The sequence below is a fragment of the Oxalicibacterium faecigallinarum genome, assembly GCF_014635705.1.
GTDB classification, from domain to species: Bacteria; Pseudomonadota; Gammaproteobacteria; order Burkholderiales; family Burkholderiaceae_D; genus Oxalicibacterium; species Oxalicibacterium faecigallinarum.
Genome location: NZ_BMDI01000002.1, coordinates 286141 through 309797 on the forward strand (window position 1 = coordinate 286141; position 23657 = coordinate 309797).

The 23657-nt window shown below is 55.2% G+C and carries 24 protein-coding genes; 18 read left to right on the forward strand and 6 right to left on the reverse strand.

The features are described from left to right. The 16 genes from IEV29_RS11395 to IEV29_RS11470 all read left to right on the forward strand — a co-directional run bounded on the left by IEV29_RS11395 (position 1) and on the right by IEV29_RS11470 (position 17137). Positions 1 to 294 (forward strand): putative quinol monooxygenase, encoded by a 294-nt coding sequence (locus IEV29_RS11395; RefSeq protein ID WP_188381418.1) that lies wholly within the window; start codon positions 1 to 3, stop codon positions 292 to 294. Between the two features lie 100 nt (positions 295 to 394). Further along, positions 395 to 670 (forward strand): FmdB family zinc ribbon protein, encoded by a 276-nt coding sequence (locus tag IEV29_RS11400; RefSeq protein WP_188381419.1) that lies wholly within the window; start codon positions 395 to 397, stop codon positions 668 to 670. Positions 671 to 715: 45 nt separating this feature from the next. Beyond that, complete coding sequence (locus IEV29_RS11405) at positions 716 to 1357, forward strand: DUF502 domain-containing protein (protein ID WP_188381420.1); 642 nt, start codon at positions 716 to 718, stop codon at positions 1355 to 1357. 60 nt (positions 1358 to 1417) lie between these two features. Further along, positions 1418 to 3223 carry an aspartate--tRNA ligase gene (aspS, locus tag IEV29_RS11410; protein WP_188381421.1) on the forward strand — a complete coding sequence of 602 codons (1806 nt, stop codon included), beginning with the start codon at positions 1418 to 1420 and terminating at the stop codon, positions 3221 to 3223. Positions 3224 to 3319: 96 nt separating this feature from the next. Beyond that, positions 3320 to 3802, forward strand: a complete 483-nt coding sequence (gene nudB, locus IEV29_RS11415; RefSeq protein WP_188381422.1) for a dihydroneopterin triphosphate diphosphatase — start codon at positions 3320 to 3322, stop codon at positions 3800 to 3802. Positions 3803 to 3974: 172 nt separating this feature from the next. After that, positions 3975 to 4769, forward strand: coding sequence for an endonuclease/exonuclease/phosphatase family protein (locus IEV29_RS11420; RefSeq protein WP_188381423.1), 795 nt, complete (start codon positions 3975 to 3977; stop codon positions 4767 to 4769). Between the two features lie 104 nt (positions 4770 to 4873). Next, the gene (locus IEV29_RS11425) at positions 4874 to 6040 is read left to right on the forward strand and encodes a phospholipase D-like domain-containing protein (RefSeq protein WP_188381424.1); all 1167 of its coding nucleotides are present in this window, start codon (positions 4874 to 4876) and stop codon (positions 6038 to 6040) included. 69 nt (positions 6041 to 6109) lie between these two features. Then, positions 6110 to 6484, forward strand: coding sequence for an RNA-binding S4 domain-containing protein (locus tag IEV29_RS11430; RefSeq protein WP_188381425.1), 375 nt, complete (start codon positions 6110 to 6112; stop codon positions 6482 to 6484). A gap of 129 nt (positions 6485 to 6613) precedes the next feature. Then, positions 6614 to 8404 (forward strand): acyl-CoA dehydrogenase C-terminal domain-containing protein, encoded by a 1791-nt coding sequence (locus IEV29_RS11435; protein WP_188381426.1) that lies wholly within the window; start codon positions 6614 to 6616, stop codon positions 8402 to 8404. Between the two features lie 83 nt (positions 8405 to 8487). After that, entirely contained in the window at positions 8488 to 10875 is a 2388-nt protein-coding gene (locus IEV29_RS11440) for a 3-hydroxyacyl-CoA dehydrogenase/enoyl-CoA hydratase family protein (protein ID WP_188381427.1), read from the forward strand. 78 nt (positions 10876 to 10953) lie between these two features. Further along, complete coding sequence (locus IEV29_RS11445) at positions 10954 to 12150, forward strand: acetyl-CoA C-acyltransferase (RefSeq protein ID WP_188381428.1); 1197 nt, start codon at positions 10954 to 10956, stop codon at positions 12148 to 12150. A gap of 286 nt (positions 12151 to 12436) precedes the next feature. Beyond that, positions 12437 to 13381 carry an ABC transporter substrate-binding protein gene (locus IEV29_RS11450; RefSeq protein WP_188381429.1) on the forward strand — a complete coding sequence of 315 codons (945 nt, stop codon included), beginning with the start codon at positions 12437 to 12439 and terminating at the stop codon, positions 13379 to 13381. Positions 13382 to 13421: 40 nt separating this feature from the next. Continuing rightward, positions 13422 to 14249 (forward strand): ABC transporter permease, encoded by an 828-nt coding sequence (locus tag IEV29_RS11455; protein ID WP_188381430.1) that lies wholly within the window; start codon positions 13422 to 13424, stop codon positions 14247 to 14249. Then, on the forward strand, positions 14242 to 15039 hold the full coding sequence (locus IEV29_RS11460) for an ABC transporter ATP-binding protein (RefSeq protein WP_188381431.1): 798 nt from the start codon (positions 14242 to 14244) through the stop codon (positions 15037 to 15039). Before IEV29_RS11455 ends, IEV29_RS11460 begins: the two co-directional genes overlap by 8 nt. Then, positions 15036 to 15866, forward strand: a complete 831-nt coding sequence (locus IEV29_RS11465) for an alpha/beta hydrolase (RefSeq protein ID WP_188381432.1) — start codon at positions 15036 to 15038, stop codon at positions 15864 to 15866. Before IEV29_RS11460 ends, IEV29_RS11465 begins: the two co-directional genes overlap by 4 nt. Before the next feature lie 248 nt (positions 15867 to 16114). Next, positions 16115 to 17137: a glycosyltransferase family 32 protein gene (locus IEV29_RS11470; protein WP_188381433.1), complete on the forward strand. Its 1023-nt coding sequence runs from the start codon at positions 16115 to 16117 to the stop codon at positions 17135 to 17137. Positions 17138 to 17184: 47 nt separating this feature from the next. On the opposite strand, the gene IEV29_RS11475 is transcribed toward IEV29_RS11470, so the two are convergent. The 3 genes from IEV29_RS11475 to IEV29_RS11485 form a co-directional block, all read right to left on the reverse strand. Continuing rightward, positions 17185 to 18216 (reverse strand): GlxA family transcriptional regulator, encoded by a 1032-nt coding sequence (locus IEV29_RS11475; RefSeq protein WP_229726366.1) that lies wholly within the window; start codon positions 18214 to 18216, stop codon positions 17185 to 17187. A 73-nt stretch (positions 18217 to 18289) separates the two neighbouring features. After that, complete coding sequence (gene frc, locus IEV29_RS11480; protein WP_188381434.1) at positions 18290 to 19540, reverse strand: formyl-CoA transferase; 1251 nt, start codon at positions 19538 to 19540, stop codon at positions 18290 to 18292. Positions 19541 to 19559: 19 nt separating this feature from the next. Continuing rightward, on the reverse strand, positions 19560 to 19925 hold the full coding sequence (locus IEV29_RS11485; protein WP_188381435.1) for a hypothetical protein: 366 nt from the start codon (positions 19923 to 19925) through the stop codon (positions 19560 to 19562). 65 nt (positions 19926 to 19990) lie between these two features. Between IEV29_RS11485 and IEV29_RS11490 the strand changes: the two genes are divergently transcribed. After that, positions 19991 to 20344, forward strand: coding sequence for a CidA/LrgA family protein (locus IEV29_RS11490; RefSeq protein WP_188381436.1), 354 nt, complete (start codon positions 19991 to 19993; stop codon positions 20342 to 20344). Beyond that, entirely contained in the window at positions 20341 to 21072 is a 732-nt protein-coding gene (locus IEV29_RS11495) for an LrgB family protein (protein ID WP_188381437.1), read from the forward strand. The genes IEV29_RS11490 and IEV29_RS11495 overlap by 4 nt, the downstream gene beginning before the upstream one ends. Before the next feature lie 18 nt (positions 21073 to 21090). Here IEV29_RS11495 and IEV29_RS11500 read toward each other — a convergent pair whose 3' ends face one another. Genes IEV29_RS11500 through IEV29_RS11510 form a run of 3 tightly spaced genes read right to left on the reverse strand, consistent with a single transcriptional unit; the run spans position 21091 to position 23538 of the window. Continuing rightward, positions 21091 to 21489: a TM2 domain-containing protein gene (locus IEV29_RS11500; RefSeq protein ID WP_229726367.1), complete on the reverse strand. Its 399-nt coding sequence runs from the start codon at positions 21487 to 21489 to the stop codon at positions 21091 to 21093. Between the two features lie 52 nt (positions 21490 to 21541). Further along, positions 21542 to 22825 (reverse strand): c-type cytochrome, encoded by a 1284-nt coding sequence (locus IEV29_RS11505; RefSeq protein WP_188381439.1) that lies wholly within the window; start codon positions 22823 to 22825, stop codon positions 21542 to 21544. Then, positions 22822 to 23538, reverse strand: a complete 717-nt coding sequence (locus IEV29_RS11510; protein ID WP_188381440.1) for a c-type cytochrome — start codon at positions 23536 to 23538, stop codon at positions 22822 to 22824. Before IEV29_RS11510 ends, IEV29_RS11505 begins: the two co-directional genes overlap by 4 nt. Positions 23539 to 23657 lie beyond the last annotated feature (119 nt).

Here is a 23657-nt window from a genome sequence, read left to right on the forward strand (position 1 = left end):
ATGCTGAAAGTCATCGCGCAGGATTTTATCCGGCACGACAGCCTTGATCTCGTGCGTCCGCTGTATGCCGAACTGGTCGCCAAGACCCGCCTGGAGCCTGCCTGTATTTCCTACGATCTGCATGTCGACCAGAAAGACCCCGGCCATTTCGTTTTCATAGAAACCTGGCCGGATCGTGCGGCACTCGACGCGCATTGTCAGACCGAGCATTTCCGGCGATTGGTGCCGCAAATCGACCGTTTTCAAACGCAGAAGGGGACTTTTCTCCTGATGGATGTATTTTCTTCGCGTTGAATCCCGGTTTCACCCTTGCACAAAACCGCACAGTCTCGATAAAACGGGTTGGAAAACCTTTATAATTCAGGGTTTTGGACGATTTTGCCGGAAGTGTGCGATGCCGATTTATGCCTACCGTTGCGTGGAATGTGATTTTGCCAAGGATGTTTTGCAAAAGATGTCCGATCCGGTGCTGACCGACTGCCCTGCATGCGGCAAGAGCAGCTTCCAGAAGCAATTGACGGCTGCGGGCTTTCAGCTCAAGGGAACCGGCTGGTATGCCACCGATTTCAAGGGCTCGGGCAGCAAGCCGGCACCGGCTGCATCCAGTGGATCAGGGGAGTCTGCCCCATCTGCGCCAAGTGCGGCACCTGCCGCACCGACAGCGACATAAAGTGCGTTTCTTCAGTCGTTCCATGCAAGTCTTTTGATCGTCATCATGCGTAAATATTTCATTACGGGGCTGCTGATTCTTGTCCCTCTGGCCATCACGCTGTGGGTGTTGAATCTGATCGTCAGCACCATGGACCAGTCGTTGCTGCTGTTGCCGGCACGTTGGCAGCCACAAGTACTCTTCGGATTCTCGATTCCTGGTCTTGGCACCATCCTGACGCTGGTCATCATTTTCCTGACCGGGCTCGCGACACAGAACTTTATTGGCAACAAGGTGGTGGCGTTGTGGGAAGGTTTGCTGCGTCGCATCCCGATCTTCAACACCATTTACTCAAGCGTCAAACAGGTATCGGACACCTTGTTTTCGTCGTCCGGCAACGCTTTTCGGAAAGCCTTGCTGGTGCAATATCCGCGTCATGGTTCATGGACCATCGCGTTTCAGACCGGCGCACCAGGCGGCGACGTGCGCAATCACTTGCATGGCGAGTATGTCAGCGTTTATGTGCCGACCACGCCCAATCCGACGTCCGGATTTTTTCTGATGATGCCGGCAGCAGATGTGATTGAGCTCGACATGAGCGTGGATGAAGCGCTCAAGTACATCGTATCGATGGGTGTCGTGACGCCGGAATATTTCGAAAAAACGCACATTATCGATCCGAAGAAATCTTCTTCGGATGCCTTGTAATTACCTGAGATTGTTTTCGCGAACAATCGATCAAAAAACTGAAGAAACTGGAAACTGACCATGTCAATGCGAACTCAATACTGCGGCCTTACTACGGAAGCGCTGCTCGATCAAACCGTCAGTCTGTGCGGCTGGGTGCATCGTCGTCGTGATCACGGCGGCGTGATCTTCATCGATCTGCGTGATCGTGAAGGTTTGGTGCAGGTCGTGTGCGATCCGGATCGTGCCGATGTGTTCAAGACGGCGGAGTCGGTGCGTAACGAGTTCTGCCTGCGTATTACGGGTCTGGTTCGTCATCGTCCCGAAGGCACGACCAATGCCAATCTGAAGTCGGGCAAGATCGAAGTGCTGGCACATGAACTCGAAGTGTTGAACGCATCGGTCACGCCACCGTTCCAGCTCGACGACGACAACCTGTCGGAAACCACGCGCCTCACGCATCGCGTGCTGGATCTGCGTCGTCCGCAAATGCAAAACAATCTGCGTCTGCGTTACAAGGTCGCGATGGAAGTGCGTAAATTCCTCGACGAGAACGGCTTCATCGATATCGAAACCCCGATGCTGACCAAATCCACGCCGGAAGGCGCACGTGACTATCTGGTTCCATCGCGCGTCAACGCTGGCAACTTCTTCGCCTTGCCGCAATCGCCGCAGTTGTTCAAGCAATTGCTGATGGTCGCCAACTTTGATCGTTACTACCAGATCACCAAATGCTTCCGTGATGAAGATCTGCGTGCCGATCGTCAACCTGAATTTACCCAGATCGACTGCGAAACCTCGTTCATGAGCGAACAGGAAATCCGCGACATGTTTGAAGGCATGATCCGTCTGGTGTTCCAGAAAGTGTTGAACGTCGAACTGCCGAACCCATTCCCCGTGATGGATTACGCCACCGCAATGGGTCTCTATGGTTCCGACAAACCGGACATGCGCGTCAAGTTGCAGTTCACCGAAATCACCGATGTCATGAAGGACGTCGACTTCAAGGTATTCTCGGGCGCAGCCAATATGGAAAACGGTCGTGTCGTTGCACTGCGCGTACCCGGTGGTGGTGCGATGCCGCGTTCCGAGATTGATGCGTACACGCAATTCGTCGCCATTTACGGTGCGAAAGGTCTGGCCTATATCAAGATCAACGAGAAAGCGAAAGGCCGTGATGGTTTGCAGTCGCCTATCGTCAAGAACATCCATGATGCCGCACTGACCAAGATCATCGAATTGACCGGCGCAGAAGATGGCGATCTGATTTTCTTCGGTGCTGACAAAGCCAAGGTTGTCAATGATGCGATCGGCGCCTTGCGCGTGAAGATCGGTCATAGCGAATTCGGTCGCAAGAACGGCCTGTTCGATGACGAATGGCGTCCGCTGTGGGTGGTCGACTTCCCGATGTTCGAATTCGATGAAGACAACCAGCGTTACACCGCCGTCCACCATCCGTTCACGGCACCAAAAGATGGGCATGAAGATCTGATGGAAAGCGATCCGGCACGTTGCCTGGCAAAAGCCTACGATATGGTCCTCAACGGTTGGGAATTGGGTGGTGGCTCGGTCCGTATCCATCGAGCTGAAGTGCAGAGCAAGGTCTTCCGTGCCTTGAAGATCAGCGCGGAAGATGCGCAGCTCAAATTCGGCTTCCTGCTGGATGCGCTCCAATACGGCGCACCACCGCATGGTGGTCTGGCATTCGGTCTCGACCGTATCGTCACCATGATGACGGGTGCGGAATCGATCCGCGATGTGATCGCCTTCCCGAAAACCCAGCGAGCACAATGTCTGTTGACGCAGGCGCCGTCGGAAGTCGACGAAAAGCAGTTGCGTGAATTGCATATCCGCTTGCGTAACGTCGAGCCGGCGATCAAGGCATAAGCCGGATTTGCGGCATAATCGAAAGGCGCGGATTTCCGCGCCTTTTTTGTTTCCGCACCTGTTCTATTGAAGCCGAAGTGCTTTTGAATTGATGATATGAGCGCTGTCTACAAGATTCCCGAATCCGTCCTTGTCGTGATCCATACACAAGCACTCGATGTGTTGTTGCTGGAACGTGCAGACAGACCGGGATTCTGGCAATCGGTGACGGGCTCTAAAGATGCGCCGGAAGAATCGCTGTGGCTGACGGCGGTACGCGAAGTGCAGGAGGAAACCGGTATCCGGATCGGTGGCGAAGCAACACTGCCATCGGCGGTGCCCGCTGACAATCTGCGCGACTGGCAACTTTCCAATGTGTATGAAATCTATCCGGTATGGCGACATCGTTATGCGCCCGGTGTCACACACAATACCGAGCATGTCTTTGGTCTGCGTGTGCCGCGTACGATGCCGGTGACACTGGCGCCGCGTGAACATTTGAATATGGTGTGGCTGCCGTATCGTGAAGCGGCGGATCGCTGTTTTTCCGCGTCCAATGCCGAAGCGATTTTGCAGTTGCCTTCGTTTCAAACTGCCTGAGCCATGGCCTCTTGAAAATGATGCATTCCGGCATTAGATAGCAGCCGTGTGGGCAAACGAACGGACTTGCGCGTGCCAATGGACGATGATGAGCCTGACAAGGCACAGATAATCGTGTTGGTCATGCGGTTATCCGTGTTGGAGAAACTTCGAAGATCGGATGACATCTGACATGAAACTGCGCATCACCACCTACAACATCCACAAAGGCGTCTCTTCCTTCGGCGCGCGTCCCCGCATTCATGCACTCAAGCAGGCAATCAATGCCATGCAGGCGGATGTGCTGTTTTTGCAGGAAGTGCAAGGACGCCATGATTTACATGCTCTCAAGCACGCAACCGACTGGCCGGAACTATCGCAACAGGATTTTCTTGCCGGTGATTCGCACCAATGCGCCTACGGCATGAATGCCGTGTACGATCACGGTCATCATGGCAACGCGCTGTTGAGTTGCTTTCCCATTCTGTCCTCCAGCAATCGCAACATCTCCGATCACAAGTATGAGTCGCGCGGCATCTTGCATTGCGTGGTGCGTGCACCGGAAGCCGAAGTGCATTGCTACGTGATTCATCTCGGCTTGTTTGCCGGCAGCCGCAAGCGTCAGAACGAGGCGCTGATCGAAGCCGTGAGTACGACGGCACCGCCGGATGCGCCAGTGATCATCGCCGGTGACTTCAATGACTGGGGTAATCAGCTGAGCGAAGAGCTGCGTGCCCGGCTTGGTGTGACGGAGGTCTTTGACGAAAACATTTCGCGTCGCGGGTTTGGTACTTATCTGCGCCAATTGAGCGGGCGTGGGACCAAGATTCAGCCGGCACGTACCTTTCCCGCGGCCATGCCGTTTCTGCAACTGGATCGTATCTATGTGCGCGGCTTCAAGGTAGAGTCTGCCGAGGTTTTGCATGGCAAGATTTGGGCAAAGCTGTCGGATCATGCGCCGATCGTCGCTTCGCTCGCATTGAAATGATGGCGGCAGGTGCTGCCGCTGCAGCGTGTCAACTTCGTGTCAGAATGCGCTTCTTCGGACAAACGATATTTTGATCCGTCCGCAGCTTACTTCCCAGCTTCCCTATGCGTTCAGTCAGCTTTACTGAGGATAACGACATCCGGCTGTTGCACTGCGGCGCCGAGTATTTTCCTGCGCTGATCGAGGCGTTCGATGCTGCTCAGCATGAAATCTATTTCGAAACCTATATTTTCGCGGATGACGCAACGGCCGAGAGCATCAAGGCTGCGCTAGGCAGGGCGGCTGAACGCGGTGTCATCGTCAATGTCATCACCGACTGGATCGGTACTGGAAACGCGCACGCACATCGTTTGCAGTGCGACTTCGATGCCATGGGTGTTGCGCATCACAGCTTCAATCCCTGGTTCAGACGCGGCATCGCACGCATGCACAGAAAACTGTGTGTGGTGGATCGCGTGGTGGCCTTTCTGGGTGGACTCAATATCGTTGATGACATGAACGACGATGACGATGCCCGCATACCATTGCCGGCACCGCGCTGGGATTTTGGTGTGCGTATCTGCGGGCCGCTGGTTGCAACGATTCACTGGGAAATGGCAGTGCACTGGGCGCGTCTGGGTAGCATCAGCTGGCGCACGCGCTGGGCGACGTTCAAAGAGCAGCGACGTGAACATGGCACGCATGGCCATTTGCCGATGGTGGCCGGGCTGGTGATCCGTGACAATCTGCGTAACCGGCGCACGATTCAGCATGCTTATCTACAGGCGCTTGGCAATGCGCGACGCAGCGCGATGCTGGCCAATCCTTATTTTGCACCGGGTCGCAAGATGCGTAACGGTCTGATTGCTGCCGCACGACGTGGGGTGGAGGTGACCTTGTTGCTGGGCGTCGGGCAATATCGGTTTCAGGATGTGATTGCGCGTTCCTTCTATCCCAAATTGTTGAAGGCTGGCGTACGCATTGTCGAATATCGCAAGACGCAGTTGCACGGCAAAGTCGCCGTGGTTGATGATCGCTGGGCGACCGTGGGATCAAGCAATGTTGACGGATTCAGCCTCTTCGTCAATCAGGAGGCCAATGTGGTCGTGGTCGATGCCGAATTTGCCTGCGAATTGCGCGCACACATCGAACAAGGTATCGCAGATGGTGTTCCGATGAGCATGGCGGATTTCGACAGCATTCCGCTGTACAAACGGATGGCATATCGAGCCGGCTATTTTGTGTACAAGAATTTGATGCGCATCATCACTTGGGGAAAATCGGCGGAATAGGATGTTGCGTGCGCAACAGAAACAAATTGTGCGCTCGTTACAATATGGTTTCGACAGTTAGGGTCTTTCATGGAAAACGTACGTATCGACAAATGGCTGTGGGCGGCGCGTTTTTTCAAGACACGCTCGCTGGCGACCGATGCCGTGGATCGTGGCAAGGCCAAGGCAGGCGGCGAACGTATGAAGCCGTCGCGTACGGTGCGGCTGGGCGATATTCTTCAGATCGACAATGGTTCGACCGAGTGGGAAGTTGTCGTGCGTGGATTATCGGATGTGCGGGGTTCTGCAGAGAAAGCCCAGCAACTTTACGAAGAAACCGCGGAAAGTATTGCCAAGCGTCGGCAGGAAGCCGATCGGCGACGCTATTTTCGCGAGCCGGGCCTAGATATCAAGGGACGTCCGACCAAACGCGACCGGCGTTTGCTAGATCGTACCGGGGAATAAGTGATTTTGTGCTGCCGCATTTGTCGGTGCCTGAAGTGCATCGGATCAGTTAGTATTGAGTGCAGATAGTCGTATGCAGCTCGTCAAACAGGCAGTCATAAAACAACAATCAGAAGTGAGGAGGCAATCATGGGCCAGTACAACGCGCCATTACGTGACATGCAATTCGTTCTGCATGAATTGCTGCAGGTTTCCGATGAACTGAAGCAACTACCCAAGTACGAGGAAATCGACGCCGACATCATCAATCAGGTGCTGGAGGAGGGGGCCAAGTTCACTTCCGACATTCTCTTTCCGCTCAACCATAGTGGCGACCGCGAAGGTTGCAAGCTGGATACGGCGACGCATGAAGTGACGCCGCCAAAAGGCTTCAAGGAAGCCTACGATCAATACGTGGCGGCGGGCTGGCCAGCATTGTCTGCGGACCCTGAGTTTGGCGGCCAGGGTTTGCCAACCGTAGTGCAAACCGTTTTCCTTGAAATGCTCAACTCGGCCAATCAGGCATGGACCATGTATCCGGGGCTGTCGCATGGTGCGTACGAGTGCCTGCACAAGCATGGCACCGATGAGCAAAAAGCGCTGTATCTACCCAAACTGGTTTCCGGCGAATGGACCGGCACGATGTGCCTGACCGAAGCACATTGCGGTACAGACCTGGGCTTGCTGCGCACCAGAGCCGAACCGCAGGCTGATGGTTCGTACAAACTGACCGGTAGCAAGATTTTCATCTCGGCCGGTGAGCACAATATGTCGCAGAACATTCTGCACCTGGTGCTCGCACGTTTGCCGGATGCGCCAGCCGGAACACATGGTATTTCCCTCTTCATCGTTCCTAAATTCTTGCCGAATGCCGACGGCACGCCGGGCACGCGCAATCCGATTTTCTGCGGTGCGCTGGAAGAGAAAATGGGTATCCACGGCAACGCCACCTGCCAGATGAATATCGATGGTGCGACTGGCTGGCTGATCGGCGAGCCGAACAAAGGATTGAATGCCATGTTCGTCATGATGAACGCGGCACGGCTCGGTGTTGGCGTGCAGTCGTTAGGCCTGACCGAAGTGGCATATCAGAATGCCTTGGTCTATGCCAAGGACCGCCTGCAGATGCGTAGCCTGACAGGTCCAAAGGCACAGGACAAGCCGGCTGATCCGATCATCGTGCATCCGGATGTGCGCCGCATGCTGCTGACGGCCAAGGCATATGCGGAAGGTGGGCGCGCGTTCAGTTCCTACGTCGCCTTGCAGATTGATCGAGAACTCAATCATCCGGATGAAAAGGTCCGTGCTGAAGCCGCAGATGAAGTTGCACTGCTTACGCCGATCATCAAGGCTTTTCTGACCGATAACGGCTGGATATCGACCTCGGAAGCAATGCAGGTGTATGGCGGTCATGGCTTCATTTCCGAATGGGGCATGGAGCAATACGTACGCGATTCGCGCATCAACATGATTTACGAAGGCACCAACACGATTCAGTCGCTCGATCTGCTGGGCCGCAAGATATTGCAGGACAATGGTGTCAAGCTACGCAAGCTGGGCGAGAAGATTCGTTCCTACATTGAAGAAAACGGCCTGGATGAGTCCTTGTCCGAGTTCATCACGCCATTGGCTGATCTGGCTTCCAAGGTTGAAAAATTGACGGTCGAGATCGGCATGAAGGCTTTGCGCAATCCGGATGAGGTCGGTGCAGCGGCGGTGCCATATCTGCGCGTGGTTGGCCATCTGGTGTATGCGTATCTGTTCACGCGCATGGCCAAGATCGCGCTGGAGAAACAGGCGCAGGATGAAAAATTCTATCAAGCCAAGCTGGCGACGGCACGGTTCTATTTCGCCCGTCTGCTGCCGGAGACTGCCATGCTGATTCGTCAGGCGCGTGCCGGTGCCGACAATCTGATGGCGCTGGACGCCGATTTGTTCTAGTCAACACAACACCGTGATTGCTGATCCAAGGTTGGCGCACAAGAAATGCATCACGCGCCACCTTCTGTTTTGAAAGGCATTGCATGACCAATTTCATTGTCAAGAAAGTCGCTGTTCTCGGTGCCGGCGTGATGGGTGCACAGATTGCAGCGCACTGCATCAATGCAAAAGTGCCGGTGATCCTGTTTGACCTCCCTGCCAAGGAGGGCAACAAGAATGGCATCGTCCTGCGCGCGATCGACAATCTGCGCAAGCTTAATCCGGCGCCGCTTGGATTGCCCGAGCTGGCGGCACAGATCGAGATCGGCAATTACGAAGACGATCTGGAACGCCTGGCTGAATGCGATCTGATCATCGAGGCGATCGCAGAGCGCATGGACTGGAAGCATGATCTGTATAAGCAGGTCGCGCCGCATGTTGCCGCCGATGCTATCTTCGCCTCTAATACATCGGGTTTGTCGATCACCAGACTGTCAGATGGGTTGAGTGAGGAACTGAAACCGCGTTTTTGCGGCGTGCACTTTTTTAATCCGCCGCGCTACATGCATCTGGTCGAATTGATCCCGACTGCGGCGACACGTCCCGAAATTCTCGATCAGTTGGAAGCTTTCCTCACGACGACGTTGGGTAAAGGTGTGGTGCGTGCTTTTGATACGCCTAACTTCATTGCGAATCGCGTCGGCATCTTCGGCATGCTGGCAACCATCATCGAGGCGGAAAAATTCGGATTAACGGTGGATGTGGTCGATGATCTGACCGGCAGCAAGCTTGGTCGTGCCAAATCCGGTACGTTCCGTACGGCTGATGTCGTCGGACTCGATACGATGTCGCACGTGATCAAGACCATGCAGGATAACCTGCACGACGATCCGTTCTATTCCGTTTATCAGACGCCGGCGCTGGTCGGGAAGCTGATTGAAGGCGGAGCTTTCGGCCAGAAGAGTGGTGCAGGTTTTTATAAGAAAGTTGGCAAGGATATTCTTCGCATCGATCCGGCTACTGCCGACTATGTTCCTAGCGGTGCCAAGGCCGATGATCTGATTGGTCGTATCCTGAAAGAAAAGGATCCGGCAAAGCGCATGAAGGCGCTGCATGATTCGAGCAATCCGCAGGCGCAGTTTCTGTGGGCGATCTTCCGCGACATGTTTCACTACATTGCCGTGCATCTGGAGTCGATTGCGGACAATGCGCGCGAGATCGATTTCGCCATGCGCTGGGGTTATGGCTGGAGCGTTGGCCCGTTTGAAATCTGGCAGGCTGCCGGCTGGTCACAGATCGCCAACTGGGTCAGGGAAGATATCGATGCCGGCAAGGCATTGAGTCGCGAGCCATTGCCGGCATGGGTGTTCGATGGCCGTCATGGCGTGCACGTGGAAGATGGTTCATGGTCGCCATCCCAACGTAAAGTCATGCCGCGTTCCGATCTGTCTGTGTATGCGCGTCAGGCATTCCGTGCAGGTGTGTTCGGTGATCATTCGGTTGGTGGTGCAGCAGCAGGCACGACCGTGTTTGAAGATGATGCCGTGCGCATCTGGCATCAAGATGATGCGGTGCTGGTGTTGTCGTTCAAGACCAAGATGCATGTGATCAGCCCGGCAGTCACTGCCGGCATTCACAAGGCGCTCGAAGAAGCGGAAACCAATTACAAGGGACTGGTCATCTGGCATGCCGATGCTGCCGAAGGTGGTGCGTTCTCGGCTGGCGCTGATCTGCAGTCGATGCTCCCGCTCTTCATGTCGGGTGGCACCAAGGCAATCGAACCTGAGGTCGTCAAGTTGCAGCAGGCACATCAGGCGATCAAGTATGCCAATGTGCCGGTTGTGGCTGCAGTCGCCGGCCTTGCATTGGGGGGCGGTTGCGAACTGCTGTTGCATGCGGCACGTCGCGTCGCTGCGATCGAATCGTATATCGGTCTGGTCGAGGTTGGTGTGGGCCTGATTCCGGCGGGTGGTGGTTTGAAGGAAATTACGGCGCGCGCAGCCGAAGCCGCCAAGGGCAACGACATCCTGCAGTTCCTCAAGCACGCCTACATGCATGCCGCGACGGCCGCGGTGTCGCGTTCTGCGCTCGAAGCGCAAAGTATGGGCTATCTGAAAGGCGATGATGTCATCGTCTTCAACCCGTATGAGTTGCTGCACGTGGCGCGCAGTCAGGTACATGCGATGCATGAGGCAGGCTATCGCGCACCGCGTCGTACGCTGATACCTGTCATCGGTCGTTACGGTATTGCGACGATTGGCGCGCAACTGATCAATATGCGTGATGGCGGTTTCATCTCGGCGCATGACTACAAGCTCGGCATGATGATCGCGGAGATCGTCAGCGGCGGCGATCTCGATGCAGGCAGTCAGGTTGACGAACAGTGGCTGCTGGACCGTGAGCGCAAGGCCTTCATGGAATTGCTGGATCATCCGAAGACGCAGGAGCGGATCATGGGGATGATGCAATCCGGTAAACCCGTTAGAAATTAAGGGCCGCCCGCGCTATTGCGCAGGCCAATCTCGCCACTTACAAGCTTGGTTTAGAAATCTCTCCTTCAGGAGCAAGAGATGAGCAAACAAATTCAGGACGCTTACATTGTTGCGGCAACGCGCACGCCGATAGGCAAGGCACCACGTGGGATGTTTCGTAACACAAGGCCGGACGATTTGCTGGTGCGTGTGCTGCAGTCTGCCTTGGCGCAGGTACCTTCGCTTGATCCTGACGTAATCGAAGATGCGATTGTCGGTTGTTCTTTTCCCGAAGCAGAGCAGGGCTTGAACATGGCGCGCATGAGCGTATTGCTGGCGGGGTTGCCGAATACGGTTGGTGGTGTCACGGTCAATCGTTATTGCGCTTCCGGACTGACAGCATTGGCGATGGCGGCGGATCGGATTCGTGTGGGTGAGGCGGATGTCATGATTGCTGCGGGGGCCGAGTCGATGTCGATGGTGCCGATGATGGGACATCATCCGTCGATGAATATGGGTATCTTCAAGGATGAGAACATCGGCATGGCGTATGGCATGGGCCTGACGGCCGAGCGCGTTGCTACGCAATGGAAAGTGACGCGCGAGGCGCAGGACGCGTTTGCGCTGCAATCGCATCTCAAGGCGCTGGCTGCGCAGCAGTCCGGCCAGTTCAATGCCGAAATGACGGAAGTCGAGATTGTCGAGCGTGCGCCGAACCTGAAAAGCGGCGAGATCGATCTGTCCACGCGCATCGTCAATATGGACGAAGGTGCGCGTGCCGATACCAGTCTGGAAGCACTGGCGAAACTCAAGCCGGTGTTTTCGCCGAAAGGATCGGTCACGGCAGGCAACAGTTCGCAGACATCGGATGGTGCCGGTGCGCTGATCGTGGTCAGCGAAAAAATGCTCAAGCAATTCAACCTGACCCCATTGGCGCGATTCGTTTCCTTTTCGGTACGTGGCGTACCGCCCGAGATCATGGGCATTGGCCCACGTGAAGCGATTCCTGCGGCGTTGAAGGCTGCGGGCCTCAAGCAGGATCAGATGGATTGGATCGAACTCAATGAAGCCTTTGCCGCGCAGGCGCTGGCAGTGATTCAAGACATTGGACTGGATCCAGCCAAAGTGAATCCGATGGGCGGTGCGATTGCGCTTGGTCACCCACTCGGTGCAACCGGTGCGATTCGCTCGGCAACCGTGGTCCATGCCTTGCGTCGCAACAAGCTGAAATATGGCATGGTGACCATGTGTGTCGGCACGGGTATGGGGGCGGCCGGCATTTTTGAGCGCATGTAGCAGTACTTGTATTTTCACGGCCAATCAAGCCGCATTGTCGAAAGACCATGCGGCTTTTTCCATTTCTTGCGGTGTTTGCACTCGCGCGGTGCGTTTTGCACCACGAGCATGCCCGAACGCATGAATCGGGGCAGTGCAGCCGAAAATTTCTGTTCACAAGCGTTATCTGACATGGCACAGACCTTGCGATATCTCTTTTAACTTGTACACAAGATTGTGTTTTCTCAGATCGCGTGCTGTCGGCGTCGATCTATCCCGTTCGATCACCACTGAAAGGAATATCGCCATGTCTAATCGCAGAACCTTTATCGCTTCCCTGATCGCTGCTTCTTTCGCTGTCGGCGGCATGTCGTCGGCATTCGCCGCGGATCAGGTCATCAAGGTCGGCACCCTTAAACTGATGCACGGCATTACGCCGTACTTTTACGACAAGTTCACGCCGCCCGGTTACAAGATTGAAGTGATTCCGTTTGAAACACCGACTGATGGCAAGAATGCAGTCGTCACCAAATCGGTTGATTTCGGTACCTATGGTCTGGCAGCGGCTACCTTGGGCGCAGCCGCTGGTGAGCCGGTGGTTGTGATTGCCGCACAGTGCAACCGCGGGATGGCGGTAGTGGCACGTACCGATAGCGGTATCGACTCGATCAAAGGCTTGAAAGGCAAACGTGTTGGCATCCTGCCGGGCTCGACACAGGAAGTCGTGATCCTCGATCGTCTCAAGCAGGAAGGCATGACGGTCAAGGACATTACCCCAGTCCGTGTGTCATTCAGCGAAATGGCATCGGCGCTCGAGCGTGGTGACGTCGATGCCTATGTGGGTGCTGAGCCAGGCCCATCGATCAGCGTTGGCAAGGGCATCGGCAAGATTGTCGAGTATCCGTACACGACCCCAACCGGCACCGTCAACATGGTCATGACCGCGCATGCCGATACGATCAAGGCCAAGCCGGAGTTGATCAAGGTCTTCCTCAAGATTCACCAACAAGCGACTGACTACGTCATGGCAAATCGCGCTGCATTCGTCGATATGTCGGTACAAAAACTTGGTCTGCCTGCCAAGACGGCTGAACTGGCTGCGCCTAATGTGGAACTGACCTGGAAGCTCGATGACGACTGGTCCAAGCGTGCGCAGTACTACGGCTCGCAAATGCTGGATAAAAAGCAGATTCGTCGTCTGCCTGACTACAGCACCTTCATCGATGCCAGCTTCGTCAAACAAGTTAAGTAATCGCGTCATCGACACATCAATGTTTTAGGAAGGAGTCGTCATGGGACAGGCCGCACTGACGATGGAAGAAAAGAAAAGTGGAAAAACGTGGCATCCGGCTCGGATCGTCACGCCACTGGTGGTGCCACTGCTGTTGCTGCTGGCGTGGGATCTGGCGGTGCGCATTACCGGCACTTTGCTGATTCCACCGCCGAAGGAAGTGGGATTGATGTTGTGGGACTTTGCATTCGGTGGCGTGTATGACGATGCTTTCAGCGAAACCTTGTCCCTGCATCTGTGGAAATCCGTCACCCGTGTCTACGGTGGCTTCTTTGCCGCAGCACTGATTGGTATTCCGCTCGGCTTGCTGATTGGTCGTATCAAGATCATCCGTGATTTGCTGGATCCAACGCTGCAGTTGTTGCGCCCGGTACCGGTCACGGCTTGGTTGCCGCTGTCGATGATTTTCTTCGGCATTGGTCCAAACGCGGCGATCTTTCTGGTCTTCCTCGGTGCGTTCTATCCGATTGTCTTCAACACGATATTTGGTGTGAAGTCGGTGGATGGTCGCCTGTTCGAGGCGGCACAGATGCTGGGATGCAATGGCTCTTCGCTGTTCCGTCAGGTCGTGTTGCCGGCATCAATTCCTTCGATTCTCAACGGCCTGCGTCTCGGCCACGGTTTTGCCTGGATTCTGATCGTCGTTGGCGAGATGACTGGTGTGCCGGAAGGATTGGGGGCCGTGATCATGGACGGCCGGATGCTGTCGCGTACCGATCTGGTGATCGCCGGCATGATCGTGATTGGCCTGACCGGTTACACCACGGATCGTCTGCTTGTGCTGTTGAATAACCGTTTGTTGAAATGGAGCCCGCAACATCATGTCTGAAATCTACACGGAACGCCGGCCCTTACCGGCAATCGATATCAAGGGCGTCGACAAGGTTTTCTCGATCGGCGGCAACAAGGTACAAGCGTTACGCGACGTCAATCTGACCATCAACAAGGGCGAGTTCGTTTGTCTGATCGGCGCCTCGGGTTGCGGCAAGTCTACGTTACTTCGCATCATGGCAGGGTTTGAAACCGCGACGACCGGCACGGCCAATATGTACGGCATGCCGATCGATGGGCCAAGTCCGGAGCGTGGCATGGTGTTTCAGGACTATGGCTTGTTTCCATGGCTGACGGTCAAGGAAAACATCGGCTTTGGTCCTCGCCAGCGTAATTTGCCCAAGGCCAAGCTCGACGAGATTTCGGCCTACTACACGGATATGGTGGGGCTGACGAAGTTTGCCGACTACTATCCGGGCCAGTTATCCGGCGGCATGAAGCAGCGCGTGGCGATTGCGCGCGTGCTGGCCAATGACTGCGAAGTGCTGCTGATGGATGAGCCGTTCGGCGCACTCGATGCCCTGACGCGTGAAAAGCTGCAGCAGGATCTGCTTGAAATCTGGGAGCGCACGAAGGTCACGGTCGTCTTTGTCACGCACGCGGTGGAAGAAGCGGTGATGCTGTCGGATCGTGTTGTCGTCATGACGGCAGGCCCGGGCCGGATCGAGAAAGACATTCACCTCGATCTGGCGCGCCCGCGTGATATCACGACGGTTGCCTTCAACGACATTCGTCGCGACATGACGCAATATCTGACCAGTCACGTTTCGACCAAGGTAGCAGCATGAGTGAGGCCGCAATTTATCGTGGCATGGACAAGGCGACGCTGGATGCGGCCTACAACAACAGCAAGGGTGTGACCAATAGCAGCGAATTGCTCGCCGATTTCGATCAGCGTAGCGCCGCTTTGCGTGCTGCCTATCCGCAGCATCTTGATTTGCGCTTTGGTCCTGCCGAACGCAATCGCGTCGATTATTTTCCTGCAGACAAACCGGGTCCGTTGATGGTGTTTATCCACGGCGGCTACTGGCAAATGCGGGCCAAGGAAACCTTCAGTTTCCTTGCGGCTGGACCGCTGGCACATGGCTTTCACGTTGCGATGATTGGTTACACGCTGGCACCTGAGCAGACCTTGAGCGGCATTGTCGATGAGGTCAGGCTGGGTATTCGGTGGTTGCGTGAGCATGTGAGCGAGCTTGGCGGTGATACGCAGCAGATGATTCTTTCTGGCTGGTCGGCTGGCGGACATCTAACCGCAATGTGTCTCGACGAGCCCGGTATCGTCGCCGGTGTTGCCATCAGCGGTCTGTTCGATCTGGAGCCAATCCGGCTTTCCTATGTGAACGATAAGTTGCGATTGAGTGATGCTGAAGTCGTGAGCATGAGTCCGGCAAAACAAGCTTTGAGCGCCAAGCCGCTGTTGATCACCTACGGCACTGGGGAGCTCAGCGGACTGCAAGATCAATCGACGTTGTTTGCCAAGTTGCGCAAAGGCTTGCCAGGCAATTTGTTACCGATAGAAGGTGCCAACCATTTCACTATTCTCGATCAACTGGCCGATCCGCAAGGCGCGATTACGCAAGCCTTGGTGACGTTAAATCGATCAACTGCTTAGTCTTGATCGTGGTTGGACGTGACGGGGAAATCTACCAGGAAAAGACAGGTAAAGCGGACGAGGCGGGATTGCTATTTCCAGTTCTCTACTTTCCGTTATGTTGTTATAGATGACGCTTGTGAGCTTGCTCGAATAGGAAATGTGTCGATAAAAAGCCTTTTTCTGTAATGGATCGGCACAAAATCGCACGGAAAAGTTAAACTTGGCCCTATTGATTGCCAGCCTACTTGCTTCTTATTCTTCCTCCCATGTCCTCCATTCAGGTTTCTCTCTTGCGCGAGGCTTACCGTTTCCTGTCTTTTCTGCGACCTCATCGCGCGGCGCCCTATCCAGGGCATCCAATCCCAGTGCGATATCTTGGAGAAGAAAGAGATATTCGGTCAGAGGTATGCGCCTCTGAGCCAATTCCAGCGCGTATTTGGAGTTATTGGGATTCGGAGAAGCCTGATGCCTTGGTGGATCAGTGCGTCGCAAACTGGCGTGCGCACAACCCCGGATTTGATGTGCAGGTAGTGAACAGCCAGAACATCGGCACTCATATTCCGCTGGACGACATTCCGGCAGGGTTCGAGAGGCTGCACCCGACCAAGCGCTCGGACTGGATTCGTCTTTATCTTGTGAGCCGTTATGGCGGCTACTGGCTGGATGCGTCGATTTTGCTCACGTGTTCTCTCAACTGGCTGGAAGCGCAGCGGTGCGCACAAAGTGCGGAAGTTGTCGGGTTTTATCTGGATGGCTACACGCGCGATGCTGCTTTTCCGGTCGTGGAAAGCTGGGCGTTTGGCGCGCCGGCTAATTCGCCATTCGTCACCGCCTGGCAGCAGGAATTTCATCGCGCTCTGATCGAGGTTGGCACGGCGTCCTATCTGGACGCATTGCGCAGTCGTGAAGATGGCGAGACCGTGTTGCAAGGGATTGCCGATCCATCCTATCTGCTGATTCACGTCGCCGCGCAACAGGTGCTGCGCCGTTCCAATGGCTTCCGACTCGCCTTATTCAAGGCGGAAGAGAGTGCCTACTTCTATCAAAAGGCGCTCGCCTGGAAATGGTATTGGTTGTATGCGCGGCTGTGTCTCGTTCATAGCGAGCCGGTGCCTGCTCCACTGGTGAAATTGCGCGGTGGCGAACGGCGACATTTTGCCGAGATTTTTGCCGAACAGGGCGGTCCGTGTAGGGGCAGCATCTGGCAGCGGGCCTGCGAGGTGTCGGCGAACAGCAATGCCGATGACGTGCCTGCGCTTGCGGATGACGTGGCTGGTCAAGCGTCCTAGAGACGTATCAATTTTTCATTTATTTTTCTTGTGATGGGTAAGTCGCCTCACACTTTCTCGGTGTGAGCATTTTCCGAATGGAAGCGTTGACGATAATCGGCAGGGCTGATGCCGAGTCGTTTGCCAAAGACGCGACGGAAGGTCGCTGCATTGCCAAAGCCGCAGCGCCGTGCAATCTCGGATAACGTGAGTTCGGTGGCTTCCAGATGATGGCGTGCTGCATCGATACGCGCATCGTTCACAAAATTCATGACTGTCATGCCGCATTCCTGCTTGAACACACGCGATAGATGACGTGCGCTCATCTGCAAGGTGTTGGCAATCGATGGCAAGGTTAATTCCTGCTCCAGGTTGCCGAGGATATACCCCTGCACGGTTGCAATCGGTGAGTCGTTTTCGACTTGCATGTCCAGTAGGGGACTGAATTGCGATTGCCCGCCCGCACGTCGCAGATAGACGATCAGATACTTGGCCACATCGACTGCCATCTGTTTGCCGAAATCTTCTTCGATCAGTGCCAGTGACAGATCGATACCAGCTGTCACGCCAGCCGTCGTGTAAAGCGAACCATCCTTGACGTAAATAAGGTCCGGTTCAACTTTTGCCTTGCGGAACATGGTTGCAAGATTGGCGGCATCCATCCAGTGCGTGGTGACCGTACGGCCGCTGATCATGCCGGCCGCGCCGAGCGCAAAAACGCCGTTGCAGATCGCACCCAATCGGCGACAGTTTTCGCCCTGCATGGTGAGCCAATCGGTGAGTGTCGTATCTTCCAGAATATCGAAGACGCCGAGTCCACCTGGCACGATCAAAGTGTCGAAGTGCGGGCAAGGATCAAAGATCGTACGATCCGGCAGAATGGTCAATCCGCTGGAAGACTGGATCGGGCCACGTGTGGTGCCGATCGTCAGGATTTCGTACTCGCTCTGGCCTTTGCTCAAAACTTTGACTTCTGCAAAGGCATCACCGGGTGCGGCAATGTCCAGCATTTGAAAGCGGGGAAAGACCAAAAGGCCGACAGTGATCTTGCGCATGGGAGCCGTCTTCAGTGCGTCGATAGAAATGAGAGTGTCGATCATAACAAACGTCTGGCGATGGCCAATGCCACCTCCAGACGCGTGCTCGCTCTCGTCGCTTTTGTTGCTTGGTACCTTAGATCGCTTGCTGTGCGCGTAGTGAAGCGATTTTTGCTTCGCTATAACCAAGGCGTTGCAGCACTTCGTCCGTATGTTCACCCAGTAAAGGTGAAGCGGTAATTTCCGGTGTCAGTTCAGAGAACTTGATCGGACTGCCGACAGTCAGGTATTTGCCGCGCTCCTTGTGATCGACTTCCACAATCGAACCACTGGCGCGCAAGGAGTGATCGGCAGCGATTTCCTTCATCGACAACACTGGAGCGCACGGGATATCAAACTTGCGGAAGATATCGACAGCTTCGAATTTGGTTTTGTCCTTGATGAAGTCTTCGATGAACGCAAAGATGTCGAAAATCTTGTCCTGACGCGCGATCGGCGTGTTGTAGGCAGGATCGTCGATCCATTCTTCCTTGCCGAGCGCCTTGCAAATCTGACTCCATGCGTGGCTTTGGATCGTGAAATAAATGTAGGCGTTCGGATCGGTTTCCCAGCCTTTGCACTTGAGTACCCAGCCCGGCTGACCGCCACCACCAGCATTGCCGCCACGCGGCACGACATCGGTGAACTTGCCGTTCGGGTATTGCGGATATTCCTCAAGGAAACCGATCTTGTCCAGACGCTGTTGGTCGCGCAGCTTGACGCGCGTGAGGTTGAGCACGGCATCTTGCATCGATGCAGAGACCTTTTGGCCGCGTCCGGTTTTCTGCCTGCCCATCAGCGCGGTCAGGATGCCGATGGCCAGATGCATGCCGGTGTTGGAGTCGCCCAATGCTGCGCCACTGACGGTCGGCGGACCGTCCCAGAAGCCTGTGGTGGAGGCCGCACCGCCTGCACACTGGGCGACGTTTTCGTAGACCTTCAAGTCTTCATAGTGATGACCATCGCTGAAGCCTTTGACAGATGCCAGGATCAGGCCGGGATTGAGCTCCTGAATGCGTGCCCACGTAAAGCCCATGCGGTCGAGTGCACCGGGCGCAAAGTTTTCGACCAGCACGTCCGATTCGCGAATCAGCTTTTCGAGAATCTCCTTGCCTTCAGGTTTCTTGGTATCGAGCGTCAGTGATTTCTTGTTGCTGTTCAGCATGGTGAAGTACAACGCATCGACGCCGGGAATGTCGCGCAACTGCGAGCGGGTGACATCGCCCGCGCCCGGGCGCTCGATCTTGATGACGTCGGCGCCGAACCATGCCAGCATCTGGGTACAGGCGGGCCCTGCCTGTACGTGAGTAAAGTCTATGATCTTGATTCCGTCCAATGGCTTGCTCATGTTCGAAGTCCTTGTTTCGCTAAAAAGAAAAATCGCATGGCCGGTTTTCGCCACTTGTAATGGTTGAAAGGCGGCCATGATCGTGTTCGATCCATGCGGGAAAGGAAAAGAATTGCTGATCCTCTCTATTCGTATGCATCGAATTGAATTGATTCTGCGCGGGGCCTGACGCCGATTCCATCTCTATTTTTGGCGTGTCCTGGACGGACAGATTGTTGGCAGCATGAGTGGTGGTACGTGTCCTTAATTCAATCAAAATGCAAATATGGACAAGGCTGAAATGCAACGCCGCACAAATAAAGTCAAACCTTGTGGCACGCGTGCGCACTGAAAAAATTTCATCCGCTGCAATGCTTTGCTCAGCTTGGCATACTGCTACGATCATTCCTGTCGTCCCGACCTTCTGCGGCTGTCCCTGCAGGTCTTTTCTTCCGCTCTTACGGATCGCTCATGCTCGATACATTGCTGACACTACTTGTTTTCCAGACCATGGGTGAAGGCCTTGTCCATGTCTTCTCTCTCCCGATTCCGGGACCCGTGATTGGCATGTTGCTGCTTCTTGGCTATCTGATCCTTCGGAAAGGCATTGCAGATAAGCTTGCACCCACCACCAATCAGTTGCTGGCACACATGGCGTTGCTCTTCGTGCCGGCGGGCGTGGGCATCAGCGTACACATGGGGCGCATCGCTGATGAATGGTTGCCGATCACGGTGTCGGTAGTGGCCAGCACATTACTCTCGATTATCGCAACAGCATTGGTCATACGCTGGTTATCGCGCAGCAAGCAGGAGGCCGGGCAATGATTCCGCATCTCGAGCTCAATACCTTATGGGTTTACATGGCGGGATCGCCGTTGCTGTGGCTGACAGCAACCCTGCTTGCTTATCGCATTGCTCTCTTTGTGTATGAAAAAAGTGGCCGCAGTGGATTGGCCAATCCGGTGGCAATATCGGTCGCTTTGCTGGTGCTGGTTCTTTGGATCACCAATACACCCTATAGCGTGTATTTCAACGGCGCGCAGTTTGTACACTTTCTGTTGGGACCGGTGACCGTTGCGTTGGCGATACCGCTTTACCATCAACTGGAAAAGCTCAAACGCAACTGGTTTGCCTTGTTGCTCGGTTCGCTGGTTGGTGGTGTGGTCGGGATTGGAAGTGCGATGATGATTGCCTGGGCATTGGGTGCATCGCCATTGACCGTGTTGTCGATGGCGCCTAAATCCGTGACGATGCCAATTGCGATGGGTGTGACGGAAAAGATTGGTGGATTGCCGACCTTGACTGCAGTCATGGTGATGCTCACCGGCTTGTTTGGCGCGGCGGTCGCGCAGTACATCTTCAAGTGGTTCAAGATCGAGGACGATGCGACCCAAGGCTTTGCGCTTGGTGCGACGGCACATGGCGTCGGTACGGCCCGGGCTTTTCAGATCAGTCCGGAAATGGGTGCGTTCTCCGGATTGGCAATGGGGATGTGCGGCATCCTGACTGCCATCTTGCTGCCACTGGCGCTCAAGTTGTTGGGTGTGATCTGACGCGTCAGCTTGCTGTTGTTAGCCGAACGCGCCGCCAGTTAAAAACAGATCGATAGCGCGCGCAATACTGACCAGAAAGGCAGTGATGCCAATCGCAAAGGTCAGCACTAACAAGACGGCAATCGGCCAGCGTGAATTGCTGGTCTGGCCCGACTGCGTGTTAAAGCGCGCATCCCATTTTTCATCCGGTGTCAGGCCGATGACCAGCGCCTCGATCCAGCCGAGGTAAATCGAAATCGGAAATAGCGCCAGCACGCTGATCGTCCATGAATGCGGCCCGCGCGTGACGATGAGGGCAAAAATGAACAGCAGTAACGCCAGCAGATAATTCCACGCCAGAAAGTCATGTTTGCCATGCAGGTAGAAACGATGTGCGCCCGTACCACCAAGAAAGACGGCAAGCAGCATGGCGATCATTTTGTTCTTGTGCCTTGGTGAGGCAGTCTGCGTCATGGTGTGCATAAGCGGCTTATAACCCTTCCTGAGAACGATGCTGGTTGACATCATGCGCGCTGACGGCGCTCGCCTGATTGCCCCATGCATTACGGATATACGTGACCACTGCGGCAATCTCTTCATCGGTCATATTCTGCCCGAATGGCGGCATGCCATATGGTCGTGGATTGCCTTGGGTGCTCGGTGCAAAACCGCCATGCAAGACCAGTCGAATCGGATTGACGGCCGGATCTGCGGTGACGGCACCATTGCCGGCGAGTGCGGGATAGATTGATGCGACACCGACGCCCGAGCTTTGATGGCAGCTTGCACAGTGATGTTCATACAGTCGCGCACCGCTGGCGATGATCGCCTGTTTTTCATCGGGACGCAAACGTTCGGATGGTGATACCGATTTCGTGGCAGGAAGTGATTTGAGATACGTCGCGATAGATGTCAGATCATCTTGCTTCATATGTTGCAGACTGTTGGCCACCACTTCGGCCATTGGCCCCGTCACGCTGCGTGTGTCGGTCACGCCATGCTGTAGAAAGGCAACAATGTCTTCTGTCTCCCACTGGCCGAGGCTGGCATCACCGCTGTTCAGTGCAGGCGCGTACCAATTGAGCGATGGAATCAGGCCGCCACTTAATGCTGCCTTTTCGGTAACCCCACCCCACATCGTGCGTGGCGAATGGCAGGCGGCGCAGTGCCCCAGGCCTTGTGTCAGATATGCGCCACGATTCCATGCAAAGGATTGCTTGTCGTCGGCAACAAATGTACCGGGACGAAAATACAGTGCGCGCCAGGCGTACAGCAGCAAGCGATTGTTGTAAGGGGCGCGCAGTTCGTGCGTGCGATTTTCCTGGGAAACAGGAGGCAGGGTTTGCAAATAGGCGAACAGTGCATCGGAATCGGCGCGCGAAACATGCGTGTAGTTCGGGTAAGGGAAGGCGGGATATAGCAGTCTGCCATCCTTGGAGCGACCATCGTGCATGGCTCGCCAGAAATCGTCCTCGTTCCAGTTGCCGATACCGGTTTCGTGATCCGGGGTCAGATTGGATGCATAGATATTGCCGAATGGTGTCGGGATCGCACGACCACCTGCGTAATGTGCGCCACCACGCGCGGTATGGCAGCTCATGCAATTACCGATACGTGCGAGATACGCACCCTGCCGGATTTGCTGTTGCACATCGGCGACCGGAACGGCAGGCTGGTCCAGATCCGGATTGCGATGTGTGACAAACAGCCATGCACTTAATGCAAGTAACAAGAGAAGCAGAACGCAGCCGACGCGCAGTATGAACAGTTTCATTTGGCAGCTCCCTGCGGAACACCACCGCAATCAATCGGTAACACCATGCTGGCAGGAGACGATAGCGGTTTGCTGTCTACCGGCACCGTTTGCGCCGCCAGCCAGGAGGCAACGGCGCTGATATCTTCTGGCGTCATCTTCTGCACGATCTGCGCCATGCAATCGGGGGCACTTGCCTGACGTACGCCGATCTTCCACGCGCCAATCTGTCCAAGCAGATAGTCGCGCGGCAATCCAACCAGGCCTGGAACTGCTGGCTTGACCCCGGTCATTTTTGTGCCGTGACAGGCAATGCAAGCCGGAATGCCGCGAGTACGATCGCCTTCATGAACCAGTTGTTGTCCATGCAGAAGTTCGGCGGTGGTTGCCCGGCTGGGTTGTGGCGCGGGAAACGGCGGGTGTTGGTCTGCGAAGTGTTGTGCGATCTCGCGAAGATAGTCGTCGGACAGATTGACCAGCATGGCGGTCATGACAGGATAGTGCCGTTTGCCATCGCGGAAATTGATCAACTGGTTGTACAGATAGCCAGCCGGCTTGCCTGCAATACGCGGGTAGTACCCATCGCTGCCGGCGCGCCCTTCCTTGCCATGGCAAGCGATGCAGGCGGCTACACGCTGCGCCGTCGTGTCCGGCACGCTGCCGGTCTGCGCTTGGGAGAAGCAAGGGGGAAGAATCAGGGATAGAAATGCAGCAGCGACAAATTGACGTCGCATTCGCGCGAGAGTGGTGTGATGCGGCAAAAAAGCATTAAGCAGGGTCATGGTCATGGCTCTCTGTCATGCTGCTGCAGCCTGATCTGGGGTGATCATCTTCGTAATCGCTACCACCAGAG